General features: G+C 71.2%; 20 protein-coding genes. 7 read left to right on the plus strand and 13 right to left on the minus strand.

What is annotated here, in order from left to right; all coding sequences use genetic code 11:
* Positions 1 to 75: 75 nt before the first annotated feature.
* Positions 76 to 1,101 (minus strand): lipoyl synthase, encoded by a 1,026-nt coding sequence (lipA, locus tag VF612_RS13545; RefSeq protein ID WP_408660379.1) that lies wholly within the window; start codon positions 1,099 to 1,101, stop codon positions 76 to 78.
* The gene (gene lipB / locus VF612_RS13550) at positions 1,034 to 1,681 is read right to left on the minus strand and encodes a lipoyl(octanoyl) transferase LipB (RefSeq protein ID WP_408660380.1); all 648 of its coding nucleotides are present in this window, start codon (positions 1,679 to 1,681) and stop codon (positions 1,034 to 1,036) included. Before lipB ends, lipA begins: the two co-directional genes overlap by 68 nt.
* Positions 1,682 to 1,907: 226 nt before the next feature.
* Between lipB and VF612_RS13555 the strand changes: the two genes are divergently transcribed.
* Both VF612_RS13555 and VF612_RS13560 read left to right on the plus strand, forming a co-directional pair.
* Positions 1,908 to 4,127: an MMPL family transporter gene (locus VF612_RS13555; RefSeq protein WP_408660381.1), complete on the plus strand. Its 2,220-nt coding sequence runs from the start codon at positions 1,908 to 1,910 to the stop codon at positions 4,125 to 4,127.
* A 136-nt stretch (positions 4,128 to 4,263) separates the two neighbouring features.
* The gene (locus VF612_RS13560; RefSeq protein WP_408660382.1) at positions 4,264 to 5,928 is read left to right on the plus strand and encodes a serine/threonine-protein kinase; all 1,665 of its coding nucleotides are present in this window, start codon (positions 4,264 to 4,266) and stop codon (positions 5,926 to 5,928) included.
* Between the two features lie 15 nt (positions 5,929 to 5,943).
* Here VF612_RS13560 and VF612_RS13565 read toward each other — a convergent pair whose 3' ends face one another.
* The 5 genes from VF612_RS13565 to VF612_RS13585 form a co-directional block, all read right to left on the minus strand.
* The gene (locus VF612_RS13565; RefSeq protein WP_408660383.1) at positions 5,944 to 6,303 is read right to left on the minus strand and encodes a hypothetical protein; all 360 of its coding nucleotides are present in this window, start codon (positions 6,301 to 6,303) and stop codon (positions 5,944 to 5,946) included.
* A 236-nt stretch (positions 6,304 to 6,539) separates the two neighbouring features.
* Complete coding sequence (locus tag VF612_RS13570; protein WP_408660384.1) at positions 6,540 to 7,442, minus strand: TIGR01777 family oxidoreductase; 903 nt, start codon at positions 7,440 to 7,442, stop codon at positions 6,540 to 6,542.
* A 71-nt stretch (positions 7,443 to 7,513) separates the two neighbouring features.
* Positions 7,514 to 9,307 carry a 2-oxoglutarate dehydrogenase, E2 component, dihydrolipoamide succinyltransferase gene (sucB, locus tag VF612_RS13575; RefSeq protein ID WP_408660385.1) on the minus strand — a complete coding sequence of 598 codons (1,794 nt, stop codon included), beginning with the start codon at positions 9,305 to 9,307 and terminating at the stop codon, positions 7,514 to 7,516.
* Positions 9,308 to 9,369: 62 nt separating this feature from the next.
* Positions 9,370 to 10,773, minus strand: coding sequence for a dihydrolipoyl dehydrogenase (gene lpdA, locus VF612_RS13580; protein ID WP_408660386.1), 1,404 nt, complete (start codon positions 10,771 to 10,773; stop codon positions 9,370 to 9,372).
* A gap of 218 nt (positions 10,774 to 10,991) precedes the next feature.
* Complete coding sequence (locus tag VF612_RS13585) at positions 10,992 to 12,476, minus strand: leucyl aminopeptidase (RefSeq protein WP_408660387.1); 1,485 nt, start codon at positions 12,474 to 12,476, stop codon at positions 10,992 to 10,994.
* Between the two features lie 103 nt (positions 12,477 to 12,579).
* Between VF612_RS13585 and gcvT the strand changes: the two genes are divergently transcribed.
* Entirely contained in the window at positions 12,580 to 13,689 is a 1,110-nt protein-coding gene (gene gcvT / locus VF612_RS13590) for a glycine cleavage system aminomethyltransferase GcvT (RefSeq protein ID WP_408660388.1), read from the plus strand.
* A 5-nt stretch (positions 13,690 to 13,694) separates the two neighbouring features.
* On the opposite strand, the gene VF612_RS13595 is transcribed toward gcvT, so the two are convergent.
* The 3 genes from VF612_RS13595 to VF612_RS13605 are packed head-to-tail and all read right to left on the minus strand — an operon-like array spanning position 13,695 to position 16,125.
* Positions 13,695 to 14,486: an adenosylcobinamide-GDP ribazoletransferase gene (locus tag VF612_RS13595; RefSeq protein WP_408660389.1), complete on the minus strand. Its 792-nt coding sequence runs from the start codon at positions 14,484 to 14,486 to the stop codon at positions 13,695 to 13,697.
* Positions 14,483 to 15,559, minus strand: a complete 1,077-nt coding sequence (gene cobT / locus VF612_RS13600) for a nicotinate-nucleotide--dimethylbenzimidazole phosphoribosyltransferase (RefSeq protein ID WP_408660390.1) — start codon at positions 15,557 to 15,559, stop codon at positions 14,483 to 14,485. Before cobT ends, VF612_RS13595 begins: the two co-directional genes overlap by 4 nt.
* On the minus strand, positions 15,556 to 16,125 hold the full coding sequence (locus VF612_RS13605; protein WP_408660391.1) for a bifunctional adenosylcobinamide kinase/adenosylcobinamide-phosphate guanylyltransferase: 570 nt from the start codon (positions 16,123 to 16,125) through the stop codon (positions 15,556 to 15,558). Before VF612_RS13605 ends, cobT begins: the two co-directional genes overlap by 4 nt.
* 206 nt (positions 16,126 to 16,331) lie before the next feature.
* Between VF612_RS13605 and VF612_RS13610 the strand changes: the two genes are divergently transcribed.
* The 4 genes from VF612_RS13610 to VF612_RS13625 all read left to right on the plus strand — a co-directional run bounded on the left by VF612_RS13610 (position 16,332) and on the right by VF612_RS13625 (position 18,261).
* Positions 16,332 to 16,520 (plus strand): hypothetical protein, encoded by a 189-nt coding sequence (locus VF612_RS13610; RefSeq protein ID WP_408660392.1) that lies wholly within the window; start codon positions 16,332 to 16,334, stop codon positions 16,518 to 16,520.
* Between the two features lie 53 nt (positions 16,521 to 16,573).
* Entirely contained in the window at positions 16,574 to 16,810 is a 237-nt protein-coding gene (locus VF612_RS13615; RefSeq protein ID WP_408660393.1) for a hypothetical protein, read from the plus strand.
* Positions 16,811 to 16,822: 12 nt separating this feature from the next.
* Positions 16,823 to 17,161, plus strand: coding sequence for a sigma-70 family RNA polymerase sigma factor (locus tag VF612_RS13620; RefSeq protein WP_408660394.1), 339 nt, complete (start codon positions 16,823 to 16,825; stop codon positions 17,159 to 17,161).
* Between the two features lie 89 nt (positions 17,162 to 17,250).
* Positions 17,251 to 18,261: an aldo/keto reductase family protein gene (locus tag VF612_RS13625; protein WP_408660395.1), complete on the plus strand. Its 1,011-nt coding sequence runs from the start codon at positions 17,251 to 17,253 to the stop codon at positions 18,259 to 18,261.
* Positions 18,262 to 18,453: 192 nt separating this feature from the next.
* Here VF612_RS13625 and VF612_RS13630 read toward each other — a convergent pair whose 3' ends face one another.
* The 3 genes from VF612_RS13630 to nadA form a co-directional block, all read right to left on the minus strand.
* The gene (locus VF612_RS13630) at positions 18,454 to 18,828 is read right to left on the minus strand and encodes a DUF2384 domain-containing protein (protein WP_408660396.1); all 375 of its coding nucleotides are present in this window, start codon (positions 18,826 to 18,828) and stop codon (positions 18,454 to 18,456) included.
* Between the two features lie 104 nt (positions 18,829 to 18,932).
* Positions 18,933 to 19,541, minus strand: a complete 609-nt coding sequence (locus VF612_RS13635; protein ID WP_408660397.1) for a DUF3043 domain-containing protein — start codon at positions 19,539 to 19,541, stop codon at positions 18,933 to 18,935.
* 47 nt (positions 19,542 to 19,588) lie between these two features.
* Positions 19,589 to 20,736, minus strand: a 1,148-nt coding sequence (gene nadA / locus VF612_RS13640) for a quinolinate synthase NadA (RefSeq protein ID WP_408660398.1), incomplete at its 5' end; no start/stop codon positions are given.

The raw sequence follows: 20,736 nt of genomic DNA on the forward strand, positions 1-20,736 counted from the left end.
TCGGCTGAGCTGCCGGGTCGACAGGGTCGCAGCGTGAGCGTGCTGGGTCGGACCGGCGGGCCTGAATCGGCCGGGTCAGCCTGAGCTGGCGGCGCTCAGCGTGCGGGCTTCGATGGCCTGCTGGTAGAGCCGCCCCGCGCGGTAGGACGAGCGCACCAACGGCCCGCTCAGCACCCCGGCGAAGCCGATCTCCTCGGCCTCCTCGCGCAGCTCGACGAACTCCTCGGGCTTGACCCACCGGTCGATCGGGTGGTGCCGCAGCGACGGGCGGAGGTACTGGGTGATGGTGATCAGTTCGCAGCCGGCGTCGTGCAGGTCCTGCAGCGCCTGGGAGATCTCGGCCCGCTGCTCGCCCATGCCCAGGATCAGGTTCGACTTGGTCACCAGCCCGGCCTGCCGGGCAGCGCTGATCACGTTGAGCGAGCGCTCGTAGGTGAAGGCCGGCCGGATCCGCTTGAAGACCCGGGGCACCGTCTCGACGTTGTGCGCGAGCACCTCCGGCCGGGAGCCGAACACCTCGGCCAGCTGCTCGGGAACGGCGTTGAAGTCAGGGATCAGCAACTCGACGCCGGTCCCCGGGTTCAGGCTGTGGATCCGGCGGACCGTCTCGGCGTACAGCCACGCGCCGCCGTCGGGCAGGTCGTCGCGGGCGACGCCGGTGACGGTGGCGTAGCGCAGGCCCATCGTCTGGACGCTCTCGGCCACCCGGCGCGGCTCGTCGGTGTCCAGCGCCGCCGGCTTGCCGGTGTCGATCTGGCAGAAGTCACACCGCCGGGTGCACTGGTCACCGCCGATCAGGAAGGTGGCCTCGCGGTCTTCCCAGCACTCGTAGATGTTGGGGCAACCGGCCTCCTGACACACCGTGTGCAGGCCCTCGCTCTTCACCAGCTGGCGCAGCTCGGTGTACTGCGGGCCCATCACCGCGCGGGTCTTGATCCAGGCGGGCTTGCGCTCGATCGGGGTCTGGGCGTTGCGGGCCTCGATGCGCAGCAGCTTGCGCCCGGCGGGTGCCGATGCGGGCGGCGCGCTGGGTTCAGTCACGGGATCGAGCGTACGCGGCGACCAGGCCCGGCAGCAGCGCCTCCACCACCGGCAGGGCATCGGCGACGCTGACCTCGCGACCCAGCTCGGCGGTCAGCGAGGTGATCCCGGCGTCGGCGATGCCGCACGGCACGATCCGGCCGAACCAGCTGAGGTCCGGATTGCAGTTGAGCGAGAAGCCGTGCAGCGTGACGCCCTGGGCGACCCGGATGCCGATCGCGGCGATCTTGCGCTCCGGCCCGCGGTCATCGGCCGGCAGCCACACGCCGCTGCGCCCGGCGACCTGCCCGGCCCGCACGCCCAGCTCGGCGCACACCTCGATCAGCACCTCCTCCATCCGGCGGACGTAGGCCACCACATCGACCGGATTGGGCAGCTCGACGATCGGGTAGCCCACCAGCTGGCCGGGACCGTGCCAGGTGATCTTGCCGCCCCGATCGACGTCGATCACCGGGGTGCCGTCCACCGGACGCTCCCACGCCTCGGTGCGCCGGCCCGCGGTGTAGACCGACGGATGCTCGAGCAGCAGCGCGGTGTCGTCGATCTCCCCGACGACCCGCTGGGCGTGCAACTGCCGTTGCCACTTCCACGCCTGCTCGTAGTCCATCAAGCCGGCTCGGATGGTTCTCAACTCAGACACCTGATCATCTCCTCGTCGATCACCACCCTAATCCGACCCTGCGACAGAAACGGCGCTAGTGCGTGCGCTCACACCTGCCGAAGTTGGCGGCTGGCGTGTTGTCGGAGCCCTGGGCTAGGAATGGCGCAGCGGGTCGAGCCGGCCTCCGCAAGTACGATGCCGCGGAACAACCGGCCTCGACCGGCTGTGTTCGCTCACGAGTTCCGGCAAAGTGTCTGGAGATCCGATGACCGAGGTCAGCACGTCGCGGGAAACCACCCCGGCGACGAGCAAGAAGCGCCAGCTGCCCCGGGGGTTGCCGGTCTTCTCGGTGATCGCGGTGGCGATCCTGGCGTTCCTGGCCGGAGGCGCCGGCGGCTCGTACCAGGGCAAGCTGGCCGAGGTCCAGAAGAATGACAACGCCTCCTACCTGCCCGCTTCGGCGGAGTCGACCAAGGTGTTGGCCGAGTCGGCCAAGTTCAACAAGATCGAGAACGTGCCGGGCTTCATGATCTTCCACCGGCCCGGCGGGCTGACCGCCGAGGACCGGGCCGCGGCGAGCAAGGCGGCAGAGACGGTCGCCCGGACCCCCGGCATCGACACCAACGCGCTCACCCCGCCGCAGACCTCCAGCGACGGCACGACGATCGCGGTGTTCACCCCGCTGGTGCAGAAGCAGGACGGCAAGGACGTCCAGTTCGACAAGATCGCCAAGCTGGAGCAGCAGATCGTCGACGACACCACAGCGGACCTGCCTGCGGGCCTGAAGGCCTATCCGGCGGGGCAGTCCGGGCTCTTCCTGGCGTTCTCGGACGCCTTCGCGGGGGCCGACAGCACGCTGCTGCTCGCCGCGCTGGCAGTGGTGATCGTCATCCTGCTGTTCGTCTACCGCTCCCCGGTGTTGTGGATCTTTCCGACCCTGTCGGCGGTGCTGGCCCTGGGCCTGTCCTCGATCGTCATCTACTTCCTCGCCAAGCACGAGGTCGTGACCCTGAACGGGCAGAGCGCGGGCATCATGCCGGTGCTGGTGCTCGGCGCCGGCACCGACTACGCGCTGCTGCTGACCGCGCGCTATCGCGAGGAATTGCACTTCTATCCCAACCGCTTCGACGCGATGATCAGGGCCTGGCGCGGATCGGCGCCGGCGATCGTGGCCTCGGCGGTCACCGTCATCCTCGGCCTGCTGTGCCTGACCTTCTCCAGCCTGGAGTCCGACAAGAGCCTGGGCCCGGTGGGCGCGATCAGCATCGCCTGCACCCTGATCCTGTCCATGAGCTTCCTGCCGGTCGCGCTGTCGCTGGCCGGCCGCTGGGTGTTCTGGCCCCGCAAGCCGAAGGTCGACCAGCAGGTCGACCTGGCCAGCCACGGTTTCTGGGCCCGGGTGGCCAGCAAGGTCGACAGCAGCCGCCGGCCGGCCTGGATCGGTGTCGTGCTGGTGTTGGGCATCTGCCTGATCGGCCTGGGCTCGTTGAACGCGCAGGGCCTGAACACCGCGGAGGGTTTCACCGACACCCCAGACGCGGTCATCGGCCAGGATCTCTACGTCAGCAAGTTCGGCCAGGACACCAGCACCCCCGCGGTGATCACCACCAACGCCGGCTCCGTGGACGCCGTCATCGGCGCGGTCTCGAAGGTGCGCGGGGTGGACACCAAGCCGGGCGCGGTATGCGTTCAGGTCGACTACCCGAAGCTGGCCGCCGCGGCTAAGTCCGGCGCCGTGCCACCCGCCGCGGGCTGCGCTCCGGCGGCGCTGCAGATCGAGCCGATCGACGGCCGGACGATCGTGACCGCGACGCTGGCCGACGCCTTCGACTCACGCGCCGCGTATGACACGGTGAACCGGCTGCGGGACGCCGTCCATGGCGTCGCGGGCGCCGATGCCATGGTCGGGGGCGCTTCCGCGGCGACCTTGGACGTCCAGAACGCCTCGGTGCATGACCGCAACCTGATCATCCCGATCGTGCTGGTGGTCATCTTCGTGGTGCTGGCGCTGTTGCTGCGGTCGATCGTCGCCCCGGTGCTGCTCATCCTGACGGTGGTGCTCTCCTTCGGCGCCGCGCTGGGAATCTCGGCGCTGGCGTTCGAGCATCTGTTCCACTTCGCGGGCGCGGACCCGTCCTTCCCGCTGTTCACCTTCGTGTTCCTGGTCGCGCTGGGGATCGACTACAACATCTTCCTGATGACCCGGATCAGGGAGGAGAGCCTTCAGCACGGCACCCGGGCGGGGATCTCCCGCGGGCTGACGGTGACCGGGGGCGTGATCACCTCAGCAGGCCTGGTGCTGGCCGCCACGTTCGCGGTGCTCGGGGTGCTGCCCATCGTGTTCCTGGCCGAACTCGGCTTCGCCGTCGCGGTAGGTGTGCTGATGGACACCATCCTGGTGCGCAGCGTGCTGGTGCCGGCGCTGTCGGCCGACATCGGCAAGAAGATCTGGTGGCCGTCCAAGCTGGCGAACGCCGAGGACTGATCCGGGGCTGATCCGGCCTGGTTGGCGGGGCGGCCTGGGTGGGGCCATCGGAGTCTGGCTTCACCCGGCCGCCGGTGCGACTGCCGCCTGTGGATAACTTTGTCGAGGCAGCCGCCGTTTCTCCTACGGTGGCCCGATGGCGTTCAGCGTTCCGGGTTATCAGGTCGATCAGCTCATCGGCTACGGCAGCCACGCCGAGGTGTGGTCCGGCCGCGCTGCCGGCACCGACGAGGCGGTGGCCCTGAAACGGATCATCGTGCCCGCACACGGCGATCCGGATCGGGCGGCCGAACTGATCCGGTCGGCTCGGTGCGAGGCCGCGTTGCTCACCGCCCTGGAGCATCCCAGCCTGATCCGGTTGCGCCGGTACGTCCAGACGCCGGCCGCGGTGGTGCTGGTGATGGAGCTGGCCGAGGGCGGGTCGCTGGCGCAGCTGCTGCGCCGCCGGGACCGGCTCAGCCCGGCCGAGGTCGCCGCGGCGCTGAGCCCGGTCGCCGCCGCGTTGGCCTTCGCGCATGGCGAGGGCGTGTTGCACGGCGACGTCAGCGCGGGCAACATCCTGTTCAGCGCCGCCGGGCAGCCGAAGTTGGCCGACCTCGGGGTCGCCAGGATGCTGATCGGGCACGCCGAGCCCGACCGGGCGCTGGGCACCCCGGCCTACCTGGACCCGGTGGTTGCGGCCGGCGGCGCCGCGGGTACCGCCAGCGACGTGTTCTCCCTCGCCGCCGTGGCGTTGCATTGCCTGACCGGTTCCGGGCCGTGGCACTCAGCTGACCCCGCCGACCTGCGCGCCGTGCTGGACCGGGCAGCCACCGGCGTGATCGACGACCTGCCCGGCAAGCTGGCGGGCTGCCCTGCCGCGATGGCCGCGGTAGTCAGCCGAGCGCTGGATCCGGAGCCGTCCCGCAGAGGCTCGGCTGCCGAGTTCGCGTTGGACCTGGGCGCCAGCGTGCCGTCCGCGCCGGTGGTGCTGGCCGCCGGCCGGGTGCTGCCCGGCATCGGCCGGCACTCAGCCGAGCGCCATGATCCGGTTGCCGCGGGTGTCGTGCCAGCCGATCTGACCCATGTGGCACGGCTGCAGGTCAGGCCCGAGCCCGCCGAGCCAGCACCGCGGCGCCGGCTACTGCATCGCCTGGCATCCCGGACGGCAGCCCGGACGACGGCGCCCCTGGTTGTGGCGGTCCTGTGCGTCGCGGTCGCGGCCATCGCCGTCCTGGCGTTGGTTGCCGTGCGAAGCCATGGCCGGCCGACCCTGGCCGCCGGTCCGCCGGCGACCTCAGCCGCCCATGCCAGCTCGGCAGCGCCGGCGACCTCAGCCGCCCAGGCCAGCTCGGCAGCGCCTGTGGCTCCTGCCGTGCCCGGCCTGGCTGCCACTCCTGCTCGATCCACCCTGCCAACCGCACCGGCTCCGATCGATCCCGAAACAGTGTTGCGCAAGCTGGCCGACCTGCGCGCCGAAGCATTCGCGCGGGGCCGTCCCGAGTTGCTGGCGGCGATCTATGAGTCACCAACCCTGCTGGCCCAGGATCTCGGCCAGCTTCGCACGCGCATCCCGGTCGGCTGCGGCCTAACGGGGCTGCGAACCGAGTATCAGGACATCGCCGTCACCAGCGCGAGCCCGCAGCGCCTGGAGTTGCAGGTCACTGCCAGCCAACCGCCAGCATCTCTGGTCTGCGCCGGAACGGTGCGCAGCCGCACCCTGCCCGCGGCTCCGACCCGGCTGGCGCTGAGCCTGGTGCGGGTGGGTGCTGAGTTCCGGATCACCTCACAACGGCCGGGTGGGGCCGTGCTCCCGCGCTAGTGAGCTATTGCTGGGTCAGGGGGTGGAACCCGAGCAGTACACATACACGGTCTTCGAAGCGGTCGCGTAGCTGCCATCGGTCACCGTGAAGGTGACAGTGCGGCTGGTACCCCTCTCGCAATACACGTGGATCATCGAGCCGCTGGCAAAGTCGGAGCGGGAGTAGTAGCTCTGGTTCCACGTGTAGGTGTAGGTACCGGCGCCGGTACCTCCACTGACGTCAGCGTCACAGAAGAAGCCCTGTAGCACAGTCTCGCAGCCGAGGCCGGTGATGGTGAGCGTGGAGGCGAAAGCCGGAGCAGGGCTGCTGACTCCAAGGCCCAGAACAGCCAGAGCGGCGACAATCAGCGACCGAATGCGGCGTGCGTTGAACATGTGACCTCCATGCAGGGACTGGGATGCTGGCTGGAATCAGCTCGGCAGCAGGCTGCGTAAGAATCCACCTCTCAGTGCTTTCCGAGCAATGGCGAAAGATGCCGGAATTCACCGCAAAAGCGTTTATGGGGGGCAAGAAGGGCGTCTGCCGATGCACGGCAAGGCGATCCAGCGCAGGATCATGCCGGCCTGGGCCGGGGGAGAGCCGTACCGCTAGCCGGGGGAGAGCCGTACCGCTAGTGGGTAAGGGACCAGGCCAGCGCGCTCGGCAGATCGGCGTGCTCGAACCGGTAGCCGCTGCTGGTCAGCTTCTCCGGAAGCACCCGCTGGCTGGCCAGCACGCCCTCCTCGGCGAACCCGCCCAGCGCCAGCCGGAGCCCCCAGGGCGGCGCCGGCAGCAACGCCGGCCGGTGCAGCGCCCGGGCCAGCTCGGCGGTGAACTGCGCGTTGGTGACCGGGGCCGGCCCGACCAGGTTCACCGGGCCGTCCACCTCCTCGGTCGCGAGGAGGTGCCGGATGGCGCCGATCTCGTCGGCAAGGGTGATCCAGGACTGGTACTGCCGGCCGGACCCGAGCTTTCCGCCGGCGCCCATCTTGAACAGCGGCGCCATGCGCTTCAGCAATCCGCCGGCAGCGCTGAGCACCAACCCGGTGCGCAGCGTCACTACCCGCACCCCGGCCTGGGAGGCGGGCTCGGTGGCTGCTTCCCAACGGCGCACCAGGTCGGCCAGAAACCCCGTGCCGGGTGGGGCGGACTCGGTCAGCGGCTCGTCCCCGCGCTCGCCGTAGTAGCCGATCGCCGAGGAGGACAGGAACGACTTCGGCCGCAGCTCGGCGGACATGCCCGCCACAGCCCCGGCGATCGTCGAGGTGGGCTGCAACCGGCTCTCCACCAGCACCTGCTGGTACGCCGGCGTCCACCGCTTGTCAGCTATCCCCGCGCCGGAGAGGCTGATCACCGCGTCGGCCCCCGCCAGCGCCGCCGGATCCAGCTCGCCACGGTCGGGATGCCATTCGGCTTCGGACTCCGACACCGGGCTGCGCCGCACCAGGGTGGTCACCTGGTGCCCGCAGCCCCGCAGGTCGATGACCAGGGACCTGCCGATGAAACCGGACGCCCCGGCGATGACCACCTTCACAGCGCACACTCCCCGTCAGTGCTCGGCGCCCACCCCATGGCCGGCCGGGTACGACCCCGGCCGGCGCGGCGTCAGCTCAGCCCGAGCGCGCGTTCGAAGGCGCCGGCCTCCAGCCGGGTCTTCATGGTGGTGAGGAACCGGGCCGCGTCGGCCCCGTCGACGATCCGGTGGTCATAGGACAGCGCCAGGTACACCATCGACCGGATCGCGATGATCTCACCGAGCTTCTGGTCCGAGATCACCACCGGGCGCTTGACCACCGAGCCGGTGCCCAGGATCGCGACCTGGGGCTGGTTGATGATCGGGGTGTCGAACAGGGCGCCGCGGCTGCCGGTGTTGGTCAGGGTGAAGGTCCCGCCGCCGAGCTCGTCCGGGGACACCTTGTTGGTCCGGGTGCGCTCGGCCAGGTCGGCGATCTTGCGGGCGATGCCGGCCAGGTTGAAATCACCGGCATTGTGGATCACCGGAACGAGCAGGCCGCGCTCGGTGTCCACCGCGATGCCCAGGTGCTCGGCCTCGTGGTAGGTGACCGTGCCGGCCTCGGTGTCGACCGAGCAGTTCACGTTCGGGTGGGCCTTGAGGGCTTCGACCGCCGCCACCGCGAAGAACGGCAGGAACGACAGCTTGACGCCCTCCCGCTTCTCGAAGTCAGCCTTGGCCACCTCGCGCAGCCGGGCGATCGGGGTGATGTCGACCTCGACCACGGTGGTGAGCTGCGCCGATGTCTGCAGCGATTCCACCATCCGTGCCGCGATCACCTGGCGCAGCCGGGACAGCTTGACGGTCTGTCCCCGCAGCGCGTTGTCGACGGTGGGCGCCGCCGTCTGGGCGGCCGCCGGAGCCGGTGCGGCCGGAGCAGCTGCCGCGGCCGGCGGAGCTGCCGCAGCAGCCTCGGCCTCGGCCCGGCGCTCGGCAGCGGCCTGGGCCGCTGACAGCACGTCGGACTTGCGGATCCGGCCACCCACACCGGTGCCGGTCAGCGAGTTCAGGTCGACCCCGTGCTCGCTCGCCAGCTTGCGGACCAGCGGGGTCACGTAGGTGCCGGCGACCTCGTCGTCATCGACGGGGGGCGGGGGCGAGCTGGTCTCCCGGCCCGAGTAGTCCGACGCCGGAGCCGAGTCCGCGGACGCGCCCGGCGCTTGAGCAGCGGCGGGTGCCTGAGCGGCGGCGGGCGCTTGAGCGGCGGCGGGTGCCTGAGCGGCGGCGGGCGCTTGAGCGGCGGCCGGCGCCTGAGCTGCGGCGGGCGCCTGAGCTGCGGCGGGCGCCTGAGCTGCGGGAGCGGGTGCAGCAGCCGGGGCAGGAGTGGGTGCGGCAGCCGGAGCCGGTTGCTCGGTGGAGGGGCCAGCCGACCCGGCCTCGGGGGCGGCCTCGCTGATCGGCTCGTCCGGAGCCTGCTCGTCGGTGGTCTGCTCGTCAGCGGGCTTCGCCCGGGCAGCCTCAGCCTGCGCGCTCTCAGCCTCGGCCTGGCCGGTCTCAGCCTGGCCGCTGTCAGCCTGGCCGGACTGCGCAGCCTCGCCCTGCTCGTCGGACTGAGCAGCCTCGTCCTGATCATCGGACTGGTCAGTCTGGCCACCGTCCGCCTGACCCTGGCCCTCGGACTGCTGCCCGGAACCGCTCGATGCCTCGCTGGCGTCGCTGATGACCGCCAGCTCGACGCCGATCTCGACCGTCTCGTCCTCGGCGACCTTGATCGAGGTCAGGATTCCGGAGGCCGGCGAAGGGACCTCGGTGTCGACCTTGTCCGTCGACACCTCCAGCAGCGGCTCGTCCGCGGCTACCTGATCGCCTTCCTGCTTCAGCCAGCGCGTAACGGTTCCTTCGGTCACGCTCTCGCCGAGGCGCGGCATGGTCACTGAGACCGGCATGTCTTCTGGCTCCTATCGTCGGATCAAGGCGTGACGGACACCGGCCCGCCGTCTTCGGCTCGTCAGTCGTGCACGTGCAGCGGCTTGCCGGCGAGCAGCAGGTGAGCCTCGCCGATCGCCTCGGACTGGGTCGGATGCGGGTGGATCAGCTGGGCGACCTCGCTGGGCAGCGCCTCCCAGTTGTAGATCAGCTGCGCCTCGGCGATCAGCTCACCGACCCGGTCGCCGACGATGTGCACGCCCAGCACCCGGCCCACCGCTCCGTCGGACTTCTCGGCCACCAGCTTCACCGCGCCCTTGGTGTTCAGGATCGCGCTGCGGCCGTTGCCGGACAGGTCGTAGGTGACGGTCTTGACGTTGTCGGCGCCGAACCTCTCGACCGCCTGCGCCTCGGTCAGCCCGACGGCGGCGACCTCCGGGCTGGAGTAGGTGATCCGCGGGACGCCGGCGTAGTCGATCGGCACCACCGGCAGGCCGGCGATGTGCTCGGCCACCAGGATGCCCTCGGCGAAGCCGACGTGGGCCAGCTGCAGGGTCGGGATCAGGTCACCGACGGCGTAGACGCCCTCGACGCTGGTCCGGCAGTACTCGTCGACGGTGACGAAGCCGCGGTCCATCGCCACCCCGGCCTGCTCGTAGCCGAGGTCGGCCGAGACGGGGCCGCGCCCGACGGCCACCAGCAGCAGCTCGGCCTCCAGCGTCGAGCCGTCGGCCAGGTGCACCTTCACACCGCTGTCGGTGTGCTCGACGCGCTCGAACCGGGCGCCGAGCTTGAAACCGATGCCGCGCCGCCGGAAGGCGCGCTCGAGCATCTTGGAGTTGGCCTCGTCCTCCAGCGGCACCAGGTGCGGCAGCGCCTCGACGATGGTCACGTCGGCGCCGAAGGACTTCCAGGCGCTGGCGAACTCGACCCCGATCACCCCGCCGCCGAGCACGATCGCGCTGGCCGGCACGTGGTCCAGGCCGAGCGCGTGCTCGCTGGCGATGACCCGCCGCCCGTCCAGCTCCAGCCCGGGCAGCGTCTTGGAGTACGAGCCGGTGGCCAGGACGACGTTGGTCCCGGTATAGGTCTGGTCGCCGACGGTCACCTGCTTGGGGCCGGTGAGCCGGCCCTCACCCTCGACGATGGTGATGCCACGGCTGCGGATGAGCCCCTGCAGGCCCTTCCAGTTCTTGGAGATGACCCCGTCCATGTACTTGTGGACGCCGGCCATGTCGATGCCGTCGAAGGTGGCGTTCACCCCGAACTGCGAGCTCTCGCGGGCCGCGTCGGCGACCTCGCCGGCGTGCAGCAACGCCTTGGTGGGGATACACCCACGATGCAGGCAGGTGCCGCCGACCTTGTCCTTCTCGATCAGCACCACCGACTTGCCCAGCTCGGCGGCGCGCAGCGCGGCTGCATAACCGCCGCTGCCACCACCGAGGATCACGATGTCGACGTTGTTCCCGGCCCCTTCGGCTGCCACGAAAATGTCTCCCAGCTCGGGGCTTGGCTGCCCCGATCGTCACCAGTGAGTCCAGCCGGCCCGGCGCACTGCCGAGCCGGGTTCCATCTTGTCACTTCGCCTGGATACCTGGGCAGCCGGGCGGGCGCTGCCGGCCGCGTGCCGTCCTGGCCGGCCGGTCAGGCTGCGGCTCAGCTCTCAGCTCAGCTCCGGCTCGGGCCTCGGCTCAGCCTGCTGGCTCAGTTCTCGGCGAGGTCGGTCAGGCTGGCCACGATCGTCCGGACGATGGCGCCGGTGCCGCCCTGGGGGTTGTAACCCGACGCCGACTTCAGGAACGCGGGCCCCGCGATGTCCAGGTGGACCCAGTCCAGCCCGTCCGGGACGAAGCCGGCCAGGAACGTGCCGGCCACCAGCATCGAGGCCGCGCGGTCCTTGGGCAGGTTCACCACATCGGCCACCGGGGACTCCAGCACGGTGCGCAGCCGCGGCGGCAAGGGCATCGGCCACAGTGACTCGCCGGCGGCGGAGCCGGCTGCCACGACCCGGTCCCGGAAGGCGTCGCTGCCCATCACCCCGGTGGTCCCGTGGCCCAGCGCTATCACCTGGCCGCCGGTCAGGGTGGCCGTCTCGATCAGGTAGTCGGGGGAGTCCTCGCAGGCCCGCAGGATCGCGTCGGCCAGGATCAGCCGTCCCTCGGCATCGGTGTTGTCCACCTCGACGGTGCGCCCGTCCCGCATCACCAGGATGTCGGAGGGCCGGTAGGACGAGCCGGACACGGCGTTCTCCGCCATCGGGACGGTGGCGGTGACCGAGATCGGCAACCTGAGCCTGGCCGCCGCGATGACGGATTCGATGACCGCCGCCGCCCCGGCCATGTCGGACTTCATGTCCCCCATGGCGGCCTGCTTGAGGTCCAGGCCGCCGGTGTCGAAGGTGATCCCCTTGCCCACCAGCGCCACCCGGGCGCGGCTGCGGGCCGGCGCGTAGCTCAACCGGACCAGCCTCGGCGGGGTGCCGGAGCCGCCCCCGACCGCGAGGATGCCCCCGAAGCCGCCGCGCTTGAGCGCTCGCTCGTCGAGCACCTCGACGGCCAGCCCGGCCGCCTCGCCCTGCTCGCGGGCGTAGGCGGCGAAGGTCACCGGGTTCAGGTGGTTGGCGGGGGTGTTGACCAGATCGCGGGTGTTGTTGACGGCGTCGATGACGATCCGGGACCGCCGGATCGCGGCCCTGGCGCCGGCATGGGCCGGGTCGGGGACGGCGATGTCGACCCGGCGCAGCGCGTTCTGCTGGGCGGTGGGCTTGTACTTGGTGAACCGGTAGCTGCCCAGCAGCGCGCCGTCGCAGATCGCGCCCACCAGCTCCGGGTCGGAGCCGGAGCCGATCGCCACCGCGACCCGCCTGGCCGACTGGACGCCGCGCAGCGCTGTTCCGACGGCCCGCCGCACCGCTTCGGGGTCGAGCGTGCCGGGCGCTGCCTTGCCGAGGCCGGACGCGATGATCAGCGGCGCGCCGGCCCTGCCCAGCGTCGGGATCTTGATCGCCTCGTCGGCCTTGCCGGTGGCCTCGACGGCCCGCAGCGCATCCGGCAGGGCACCGCCCAGCGCGGCATCGACCGCGCCCGCGCCGTCGGCAAGCGCTACGCCGTCCCCGGTGGAGACCGTCGCCACCACGATCACGTCGGCTGTCAGGGGCGCAGCGCTGTCAACCAAGGAAACCGAAACCATGCCGTAACTCTATGTTAACCGCTGCCGCGCCTGGCCAGCCCGTCCGGCACTGGTTGACCCGGTATGGATCATGCCTGCCTGCCGGGCTCGGTACCGTTGCGCCATGACTGAGCTGCGCCGTTCGCCGTTGCACGACCGCCACGTCGATCTCCGAGCCAAGATGGCCGATTTCGGCGGCTGGCAGATGCCCATCGAGTACGGCGCCTCCGGCGGCGGCGTGATCAACGAGCACACCGCCGTCCGGACCGCGGTGGGCATCTTCGACGTCTCCCATCTCGGCAAGGCCACCGTGGCCGGCCCCGGCGCCCGGGACTTCGTGAACTCCTGCCTGACCGCCGACCTGGGCAAGATCGGCCCGGGCCAGGCCCAGTACACCTTGTGCTGCGCCGAGGACGGCGGCGTGATCGACGACGTCTTCAGCTACCTGGTCAGCGACGAGCAGGTGTTCCTGATGCCGAACGCGGCCAATGCCGACGAGGTGGTGGGGCTGCTGGCCGCCGCCGCGCCCGACGGGGTGACGGTGACCAACCAGCACGAGGACTTCGCGGTGCTAGCGGTGCAGGGCCCGAAGTCGCCGGAGGTGTTGCAGGCGCTGCGCCTGCCGGTGGAGCTCGACTACGTCAGCTTCGTCGACACCGACTTCGACGGCCGGCCGGTGCGGGTCTGCCGGACCGGCTACACCGGCGAGCACGGCTACGAGCTGATCCCGTCCTGGAACGACGCGCCCGCGCTCTGGGACGCCCTGGTCGAGGCCGCGCGTGGCCTCGGCGGCATGCCGGCCGGTCTGGGCGCACGGGACACGCTGCGGACCGAGATGGGCTACCCGCTGCACGGCCAGGACCTGACCCGCCAGATCAGCCCGGTGCAGGCCGGCTCCTCGTGGGCGGTCGGCTGGCAGAAGCCGGCATTCTGGGGACGCGAGGCGCTGCAGGCGGAGAAGGCGGCCGGCCCGGCCCGGCGGCTGCGCGGCCTGCTGGTCACCGACCGCGGCGTGCCGCGCGGGCACATGAACGTCCTGGACGGCAACGGCGCCGTGATCGGGCAGACCACTTCGGGGACGTTCTCACCGACCCTGAAGCAGGGCATCGCGCTGGCGCTGATCGATTCCGGAGCCGACCTGGGCGAGTCCGGCGAGGTGTCGATCGAGGTTCGCGGACGCACGCTGGCCGCCCGGGTGGTGAAGCTGCCGTTCGTGCCCTCGCACGTCCGGTAGCCGGGTCAGGCGGTGCTGAGCGCCAGCAGCGCCACCGCGGTCGCCAGCTCGCACGCTGCTCCCAGCACGTCGCCGGTGATGCCGCCGAAGCGGCGCACGCACTGCCGGGCCAGCAGCAGCACCGCGCCGGCGGCCAGCAGCACCGCCAGCCCCGCCCTGATCCAGTGCGACCACGGCCAGTCCGAGCCCGGCGCCAGCTGGCCGGCGAACCCGCCGATCGCGACCATCCCGACCGCCCAGGCCGCGCAGCCCGCCAGCGGGACGGTGCCCGCCACCAGCGCGCCGAGGCCGTCCGGACGGGCCGGCGGGACCGGCCGCGCGCAGCAGAGCGTGATGCCGAGCCGGCCCACCGCCACCGCGGCGGCGATCAGCAGCCAGCCGTGCCGGGCCACCAGCGCCGACAGGGCAGCGGCGTCCACCAGCAGCACCGCCGCGATGGCGCTTACGCCGAGCGGCCCGGTCTCCGGTGACTTCATGATGGCCAGCGCCCGGTCGGCGGCGGTGTAGGAGCCCAGCGCGTCGAAGGTGTCGGCGAGCCCGTCCAGGTGCAGGCCCCGGGTCAGCAGCGCCAGCAGCACCACCAGGACGGCGGCGCACGGCAGCGGGGCGAGCCCCAGCCCGGTCAGCCCCCAGGCCGCTGCGGCCAGCGCCGCGCCGAGCGCCAGCCCGACCGCCGGCGCCCACGCCATCGCCAGCGCCCCGGTCCGTCGATCCACCGGGCCGGGCCGCAGCGGCAGCACCGTCAGCGTGGTCAGCGACAGCCGCAGGCCGGCGGACACCGGCCGACGACCGGTCATTCCAGGGGGCCAGGCTGGCGGGTCGCCACCGCGGCCTCGGCGAAGGTGGCCATCTCGGCCAGGCTCAGCACGCCGGCCCGCAGCACCGGCAGGGCCACCAGCGCTCCGGTGCCCTCGCCGAGCCGCATCCCCAGCCGCAGGATCGGGGTCAGCTCCAGTCGCTTCAGGGCGAGCTCGTGGGCGGGCTCTGCCGACAGGTGCGCCGCCTGCAGCCAGTGCACCACCCGGGGGTTGCCGAGCTGGGCGGCCAGCGCCGCGGCGCTGACGACCAGGCCGTCCAGCAGCACCGGCGTCCGGCGGTGCGCGGCCTGCAGCAGAAAGCCGGCCATCGCCGCCAGATCCGCGCCGCCGGCGGCCGCCAGCAGCCGGACCAGGTCCTCCCGGTGCGGCCAGGCCCGGCGCCGGGCGTCCCTGATCGCGGCGCACTTGCGAATCCAGCCGGCGTCGTCGATGCCGGTGCCCCGGCCCACCACCTTGATCGGCTCGACGCCGGTGAGGACGGAGACCAGCACCGACGCCGGGGTGGTGTTGCCGATGCCCAGGTCGCCGGCGATGAGCAACTGCGCGCCGCTGTCGATCTCCTCGTCGGCGATGGCGACGCCGGCGGCCAGCGCCCGCTCCGCCTCGTCGATGGCGAGGGCGTCCTCCCGGTCGATCCGGCCGCTGGAGCGGCGGACCTTGAACTTCGACGCCGCCGGGTCGGTGTCGACGGCCACCGACAGGTCCAGCACCCGGACGCCGGCGCCGGCCGCCCGGGCCAGCACGTTGACCGCCGCGCCGCCGGCGGCGATGTTGGCCACCATCTGCGCGGTCACCTCGGCCGGATAGGCCGACACTCCCGCCGCGGTGATGCCGTGGTCCCCGGCGAAGACCACCACCCGGGCGCGCTCGAAGGCGTGCGGCGGGCACTGCCCCTGCACGCCGCACGCCCAGATGGACAGCTCCTCCAGCACGCCGAGCGCGCCGGCCGGCTTGGTCAGCTCGTCCTGGCGGAGCCTGGCCGCCTGGGCGGCATCGCCGTCGGGGTAGTCGATGCCGGCCAGCGCCGCCTGCACTCCGCTGCTCGCGGTCATAGCCGTTCTCCTGACTGCTCGTCCGGGTGTTGCTCCGGTGGCCTGCGCAGCCACAGCGGCAGGCCGGCCACCACCAGCACCACCTCGTCGGCGTGGGCGGCCAGCTCGGTGTTCAGCCGGCCCAGCTCGTCGGCGAAGATCCGGCCCGCCCTGGATTCCGGGTGGATGCCACTGCCGACCTCGCTGCTCACCAGCACCACCCGTCCCGGACACTCGCGCCAGGCGCTGGCCAGCTCGGCAGCCGCGGTGCGCAGGCCCGCCAGGTCGCCGTCCCAGCCGCCGGTCCGGTCGATGGTGCGGGCCAGCCAGTTGCCCAGATCCTCCACCAGCAGCGCCGCTGCCGGCGCGGCCAGGGCAGCAGCGATGTCCAGGGTCTGGACGGTGCGCCAGTGCGCGGGCCGGCGCTGCCGGTGCTCGGCGATCCGCTGGGCCCAGTCGGCGTCATCGAGCTCGGCCGCGGTGGCGAGGTAGTCGACCCGGGCCTGTCCGGCCAGCTGCTGCTCGGCCCAGCGCGACTTGCCCGATCGCACGCCGCCGAGCACCAGGGTCCGCCGTCGCGCCGCCAATCGGAAACACCTTTCGCTGAGGAGGCTCACCGCAGACCTGCTGCTGAGGACCGCAGCCTAGGACAGCCCCGGCGGGGCGGCTCAGCCGGGACGCTAGCGTGAGTGGCGAGCAACCGGCCGGTTCGACGGGGCTGGTGGTAGAAATCGCACAGCGGGGCAGCGCATCCCTCAAGCCGGCTGTCCTCCGAGCAGACGGGTGGCACACGATGGCATGGACCTGGACCTACGAGCCCGACAGCCCGGACGCCGAGCAGCCGGGTGACTTTCCGAGCCAGTCCGACGCCGAGAGCTGGCTGGGCGAGGCGTGGCGGACGCTCGCTGAAGCCGGGGTGGCCGGGGTCAGCCTGATGCACGACGGCGAGCGCGTCTACGGCCCGATGCCGCTGTCGGAGTGAGGCAATTGACAAGGTGCGGTTGTCGACCTACCTTGACAAGGTAAAGTTGTCAGGTGGAGTGCGAGGTCGCTGAGGCAGCCCGTAAGCACGGGATCGCCGACGCGGACATGCGTCACGCGATCCGCATGCAGTTTCGGGCGATACGACAGAGCAGCAACCGCGAATTGATCATCGGCGCCGACCGGACGGGCCGCCTGCTGGAGATCGTGATCCTCGACGCCACCGAGCACGAACCGCCATGCGTCATCCACGCCATGGAGTTGCGCAAGAAGTTCTACCCGTTGCTGTAGAGGGGTGATGAGATGGCACGCTCGGAAGAGGAGATCGCCAAGGCGGTCGCTGAGAGCGACGCCTGGATGGACGCCGCCGATCCGGCGAGCCTTCCCAGCGACGCCGTCGACGATCGCAAGGATCTGCGGCAGATCGGTGTCGCGCTGCTGGCGATCGAGGCAGCCGAGCAGTCCCTGATCACCGCTGTCGCCGACGCGAAGGCAGGCGGGCGGTCCTGGACGGATATCGCCAATGTGCTGGGCGTCTCGCGGCAGGCAGCGCGGCAGCGCTTCGATGCTCACCTGGAGTCCGCGCGCTCCCACGTTCGCCAGGCCGGCCCTCACCCTGATGCGGCACGTCGGGCCGGGTGATCCAGCAGCGCGGGAGGCAGGAGTCCTCCTGATGCCCCGCCGCCACCCGAGTGAAACGGCGATCGGATTCACGGCCTAATGTCGAAACCATGGAATTTCGATACCTCGGAAACAGCGGACTCAAGATCTCGGCCGTCACCTACGGCAACTGGCTGACCCACCGCTCCCAGGTGGAGAACGACGTGGCCAAGCAGTGCGTCCAGGCCGCTCTGGACTGCGGGATCACCACCTTCGACACCGCCGACGTCTACGCCAACACCAAGGCCGAGACAGTGCTGGGCGAGGCGCTCAAGGGCGAGCGCCGGCAGTCACTGGAGATCTTCACCAAGGTGTACTGGCCGACCGGGCCCAAGGGCCCGAACGACTCGGGGCTGTCCCGCAAGCACATCATGGAGTCGATCGACGGCTCGCTCAGCCGGCTGCAGACCGACTACGTCGACCTGTACCAGGCGCACCGCTTCGACACCGAGACGCCGCTGGAAGAGACCATGCAGGCCTTCGCGGACGTGGTGCGGGCGGGCAAGGCGCTCTACATCGGGGTCAGCGAGTGGACCGCCGACCAGCTGCGGGCCGGTCACGCGCTGGCGAAGGAGCTGGGCATCGGCCTGATCTCCAGCCAGCCGCAGTACTCGATGCTGTGGCGGGTCATCGAGGACGAGGTGGTGCCGGCCTCCCGCGAGCTGGGCGTCGGCCAGATCGTCTGGTCGCCGATCGCGCAGGGCGTGCTGAGCGGCAAGTACATCCCCGGCCAGCAGCCGCCGGAGGGCTCGCGGGCCACCGACACCAACGGCGGCGCGGACATGATCCGGCGCTTCATGAACGACGACGTGCTCACCAGGGTGCAGGCGCTCAAGCCGATCGCCGAGGAGCTGGAGCTGACCATGGCCCAGCTGGCGGTGGCCTGGGTGCTGCAGAACGACAACGTCTCCGCCGCCCTGGTCGGCGCCTCCCGGCCGGAGCAGGTTCAGGAGAACGTCAAGGCTGCCGGCGTCGTCATCGGAGATGAGGCGATGAAGCGGATCGACGAGGCGCTGGGTGACGTGGTGGTGCGGGATCCGGCCAAGACCGCCGAGAACTCCCCGGCCCGCCGTCCCAGCTGAGCGAGCGGCAGCCGAGTCGGTAGGACGGCCGAGGTAGAGAACGGGACATCCATCCTTCGTGCTCCACCGGCCGGTGCCGCGCCGCCCGTCAAGGGCCTGGACCGCGTGGCGCGCGGCGACGTGCCGTTGCCAGGTTCCGCTGACCTCGGCTCGCGGGCAGGCGGCGACGAGGTCAGCGAGGGAGTCCACTGGCTACATGGCTCCCGCGACGCGTTCGGCTTCGGCGAGGACTTCGTCGTACTGGCCGGTGGCGAGCAGCTCGATGGGCCGCTGGCTGCCGAGGTTCCGGTTGCGGGCATGCAGCCAGATCTGGACGCCTTCCTCGGTGTAGACCTCGCGGAGCTCGCGGACGATGTACTGGACGTCGAGGAGGCGCCGGACCTTCGCGCCAGCCGGTATGCCGTTGCCTGCGGCCCAGTTCTGTACCGTCCGCAAGCTCGCCCCCACGGCGTGGCTGAGCTCGGTTTGGGTGATTCCAGAACGGGTGATGTCATCGACAATGCGCAGGTAGGTCAACGCGTCCGGCGCCTGTGCCGCCTGCGTGCGCGCGGGGCGGGCCTTGCTCATCTCGCGCTTCTCCTACGGGCCATGCTACATATTCTGGTTCGTAAGAGACTGCGTGTCAAACTTCGTACCTCTACGAGCACAAGCCCGCGGCAGCTCAGACGGTCTTAGATCTCGTCGCCGAGTTCCACCCGGGGTAGCGGCCGCCGCCAGCTGCGTCGGAAGTAGGCCCGGCTGCCCGCGTAGAAGCCGAGCGCGATCGCCGATTCCCGGACCTCCAGGCCGCGGGACCGGGCGAGCTGGCGGATCCGCGAGCCGGTGTAGATCCACTCGATCAGCAGCAGCGCGAACAGCGCGAGGGTGATGATCTGCAGCGGCGGGTAGGTGTACCCCATCAGCATCAGGGGGAACAGCAGCAACAGGTAGTTCGACGCCATCCGGCGGGAGTCGACCCAGTCGCGGGCCAGCGCGCGCACCGGGCCCTGTTCGCGGCGGGGCAGCACCCGCGGGTCACCGGACTTCATCGCCTCGCGGTACTCGGTGGGCGACAGCTTCTTCTGGCCGGCGACCTTGGCCTTGCCGCCCTGCTGCTTCTGCCAGGCGGCGGCTTCCTTGCGGGTCTTGGGAGCCGGCGGTGGCGGCGTGGAGTTGGTCCGGCGCTTGGGGGTCGGACGTCCCTTCGGGGCGCGCGCCGACGCGGGCCCGGTCATGGGCTCCGGCACGGCCGGCACTTCGGCGACGGTCTCGGCGGTGGCTTCCTTGCGACGCAATTTCACGGTGGGCTTCCTGTTCGGGGCGGCCGGATGGATGAGGATCCGGAAGGTCAGGCCTTGGGCGCGGGCACCGCAGGCAGCTCGGGCAGCGCCAGCATCCGGTCCAGCGCGAGCCGGGCGTGGGCGGCCACCGTCGGCTCGACGATGATCTCGTTGACCACCTCGCCGCGCACCAGCGCCTCCAGGCAGTGCACCAGGTGCGGCAGGTCGATCCGGTTCATGGTGGCGCAGTAGCAGACCGTGGACTCCAGGAACGTGATGGTCTTGTCCGGATGCGCCTCGGCCAGCCGGCGTACCAGGTTCAGCTCGGTGCCGATCGCCCACGCCGAGCCCGCCGGGGCCGCTTCGATCGTCCGGATGATGAATTCGGTGGAGCCGACCAGATCCGCCGCGCTGACCACCTCGTAGGTGCACTCCGGATGCACCAGCACCTGCACACCGGGCACCCGCTCGCGCACCTGGGCGACCTGGGTCGCGGTGAACCGGCCGTGCACCGAGCAGTGCCCGCGCCACAGGATCATCCGGGCCCGGCGCAGCTCCTCGACGCTCAGGCCGCCGTTGGGCTTGAGCGGGTTGTAGACCACGCAGTCGTCCAGGCTCAGGCCCAGCTGGCGGACCGCGGTGTTGCGCCCGAGGTGCTGGTCTGGCAGGAACAAGACCTTGGTGCCAGAACCGGACCCAGTGGCGCTGCGCTGTTTCTGATCGAAGGCCCAGCGCAGCGCCCGCTCGGCGTTGGACGAGGTGCAGACCAGCCCGCCGTGCTCGCCGGTGAAGGCCTTGATGGCGGCCGAGGAGTTCATGTAGGTGACCGGCACGGTCTGCTCGGCGATGCCCGCGTCGGCGAGGGCGTCCCAGCAGTCAAGCACCTGGAAGTCGCGGGCCATGTCGGCCATCGAGCAGCCGGCCGCGAGGTCGGGCAGCAGCACCCGCTGGTGCGGCCCGGCCAGGATGTCGGCCGACTCGGCCATGAAGTGCACCCCGCAGAAGACGATGTAGTCGGCTTCCGGGCGGGCCGCGGCGTCCCGGGCGAGCTTGAAGGAGTCGCCGGTGACGTCGGCGAACTGGATGACCTCATCGCGCTGGTAGTGGTGCCCGAGTACGAAGACCCGGGAGCCCAGAGCGGCCTTGGCGGCGGTCGCGCGGGCGACCAGATCGGGATCGCTGGGCAGCGGGAGATCGCCGGGGCAGTCCACCCCGC

The sequence above is a fragment of the Jatrophihabitans sp. genome (genome assembly GCF_036388195.1).
In the GTDB taxonomy this organism is placed as follows: Bacteria; Actinomycetota; Actinomycetes; order Mycobacteriales; family Jatrophihabitantaceae; genus Jatrophihabitans_A.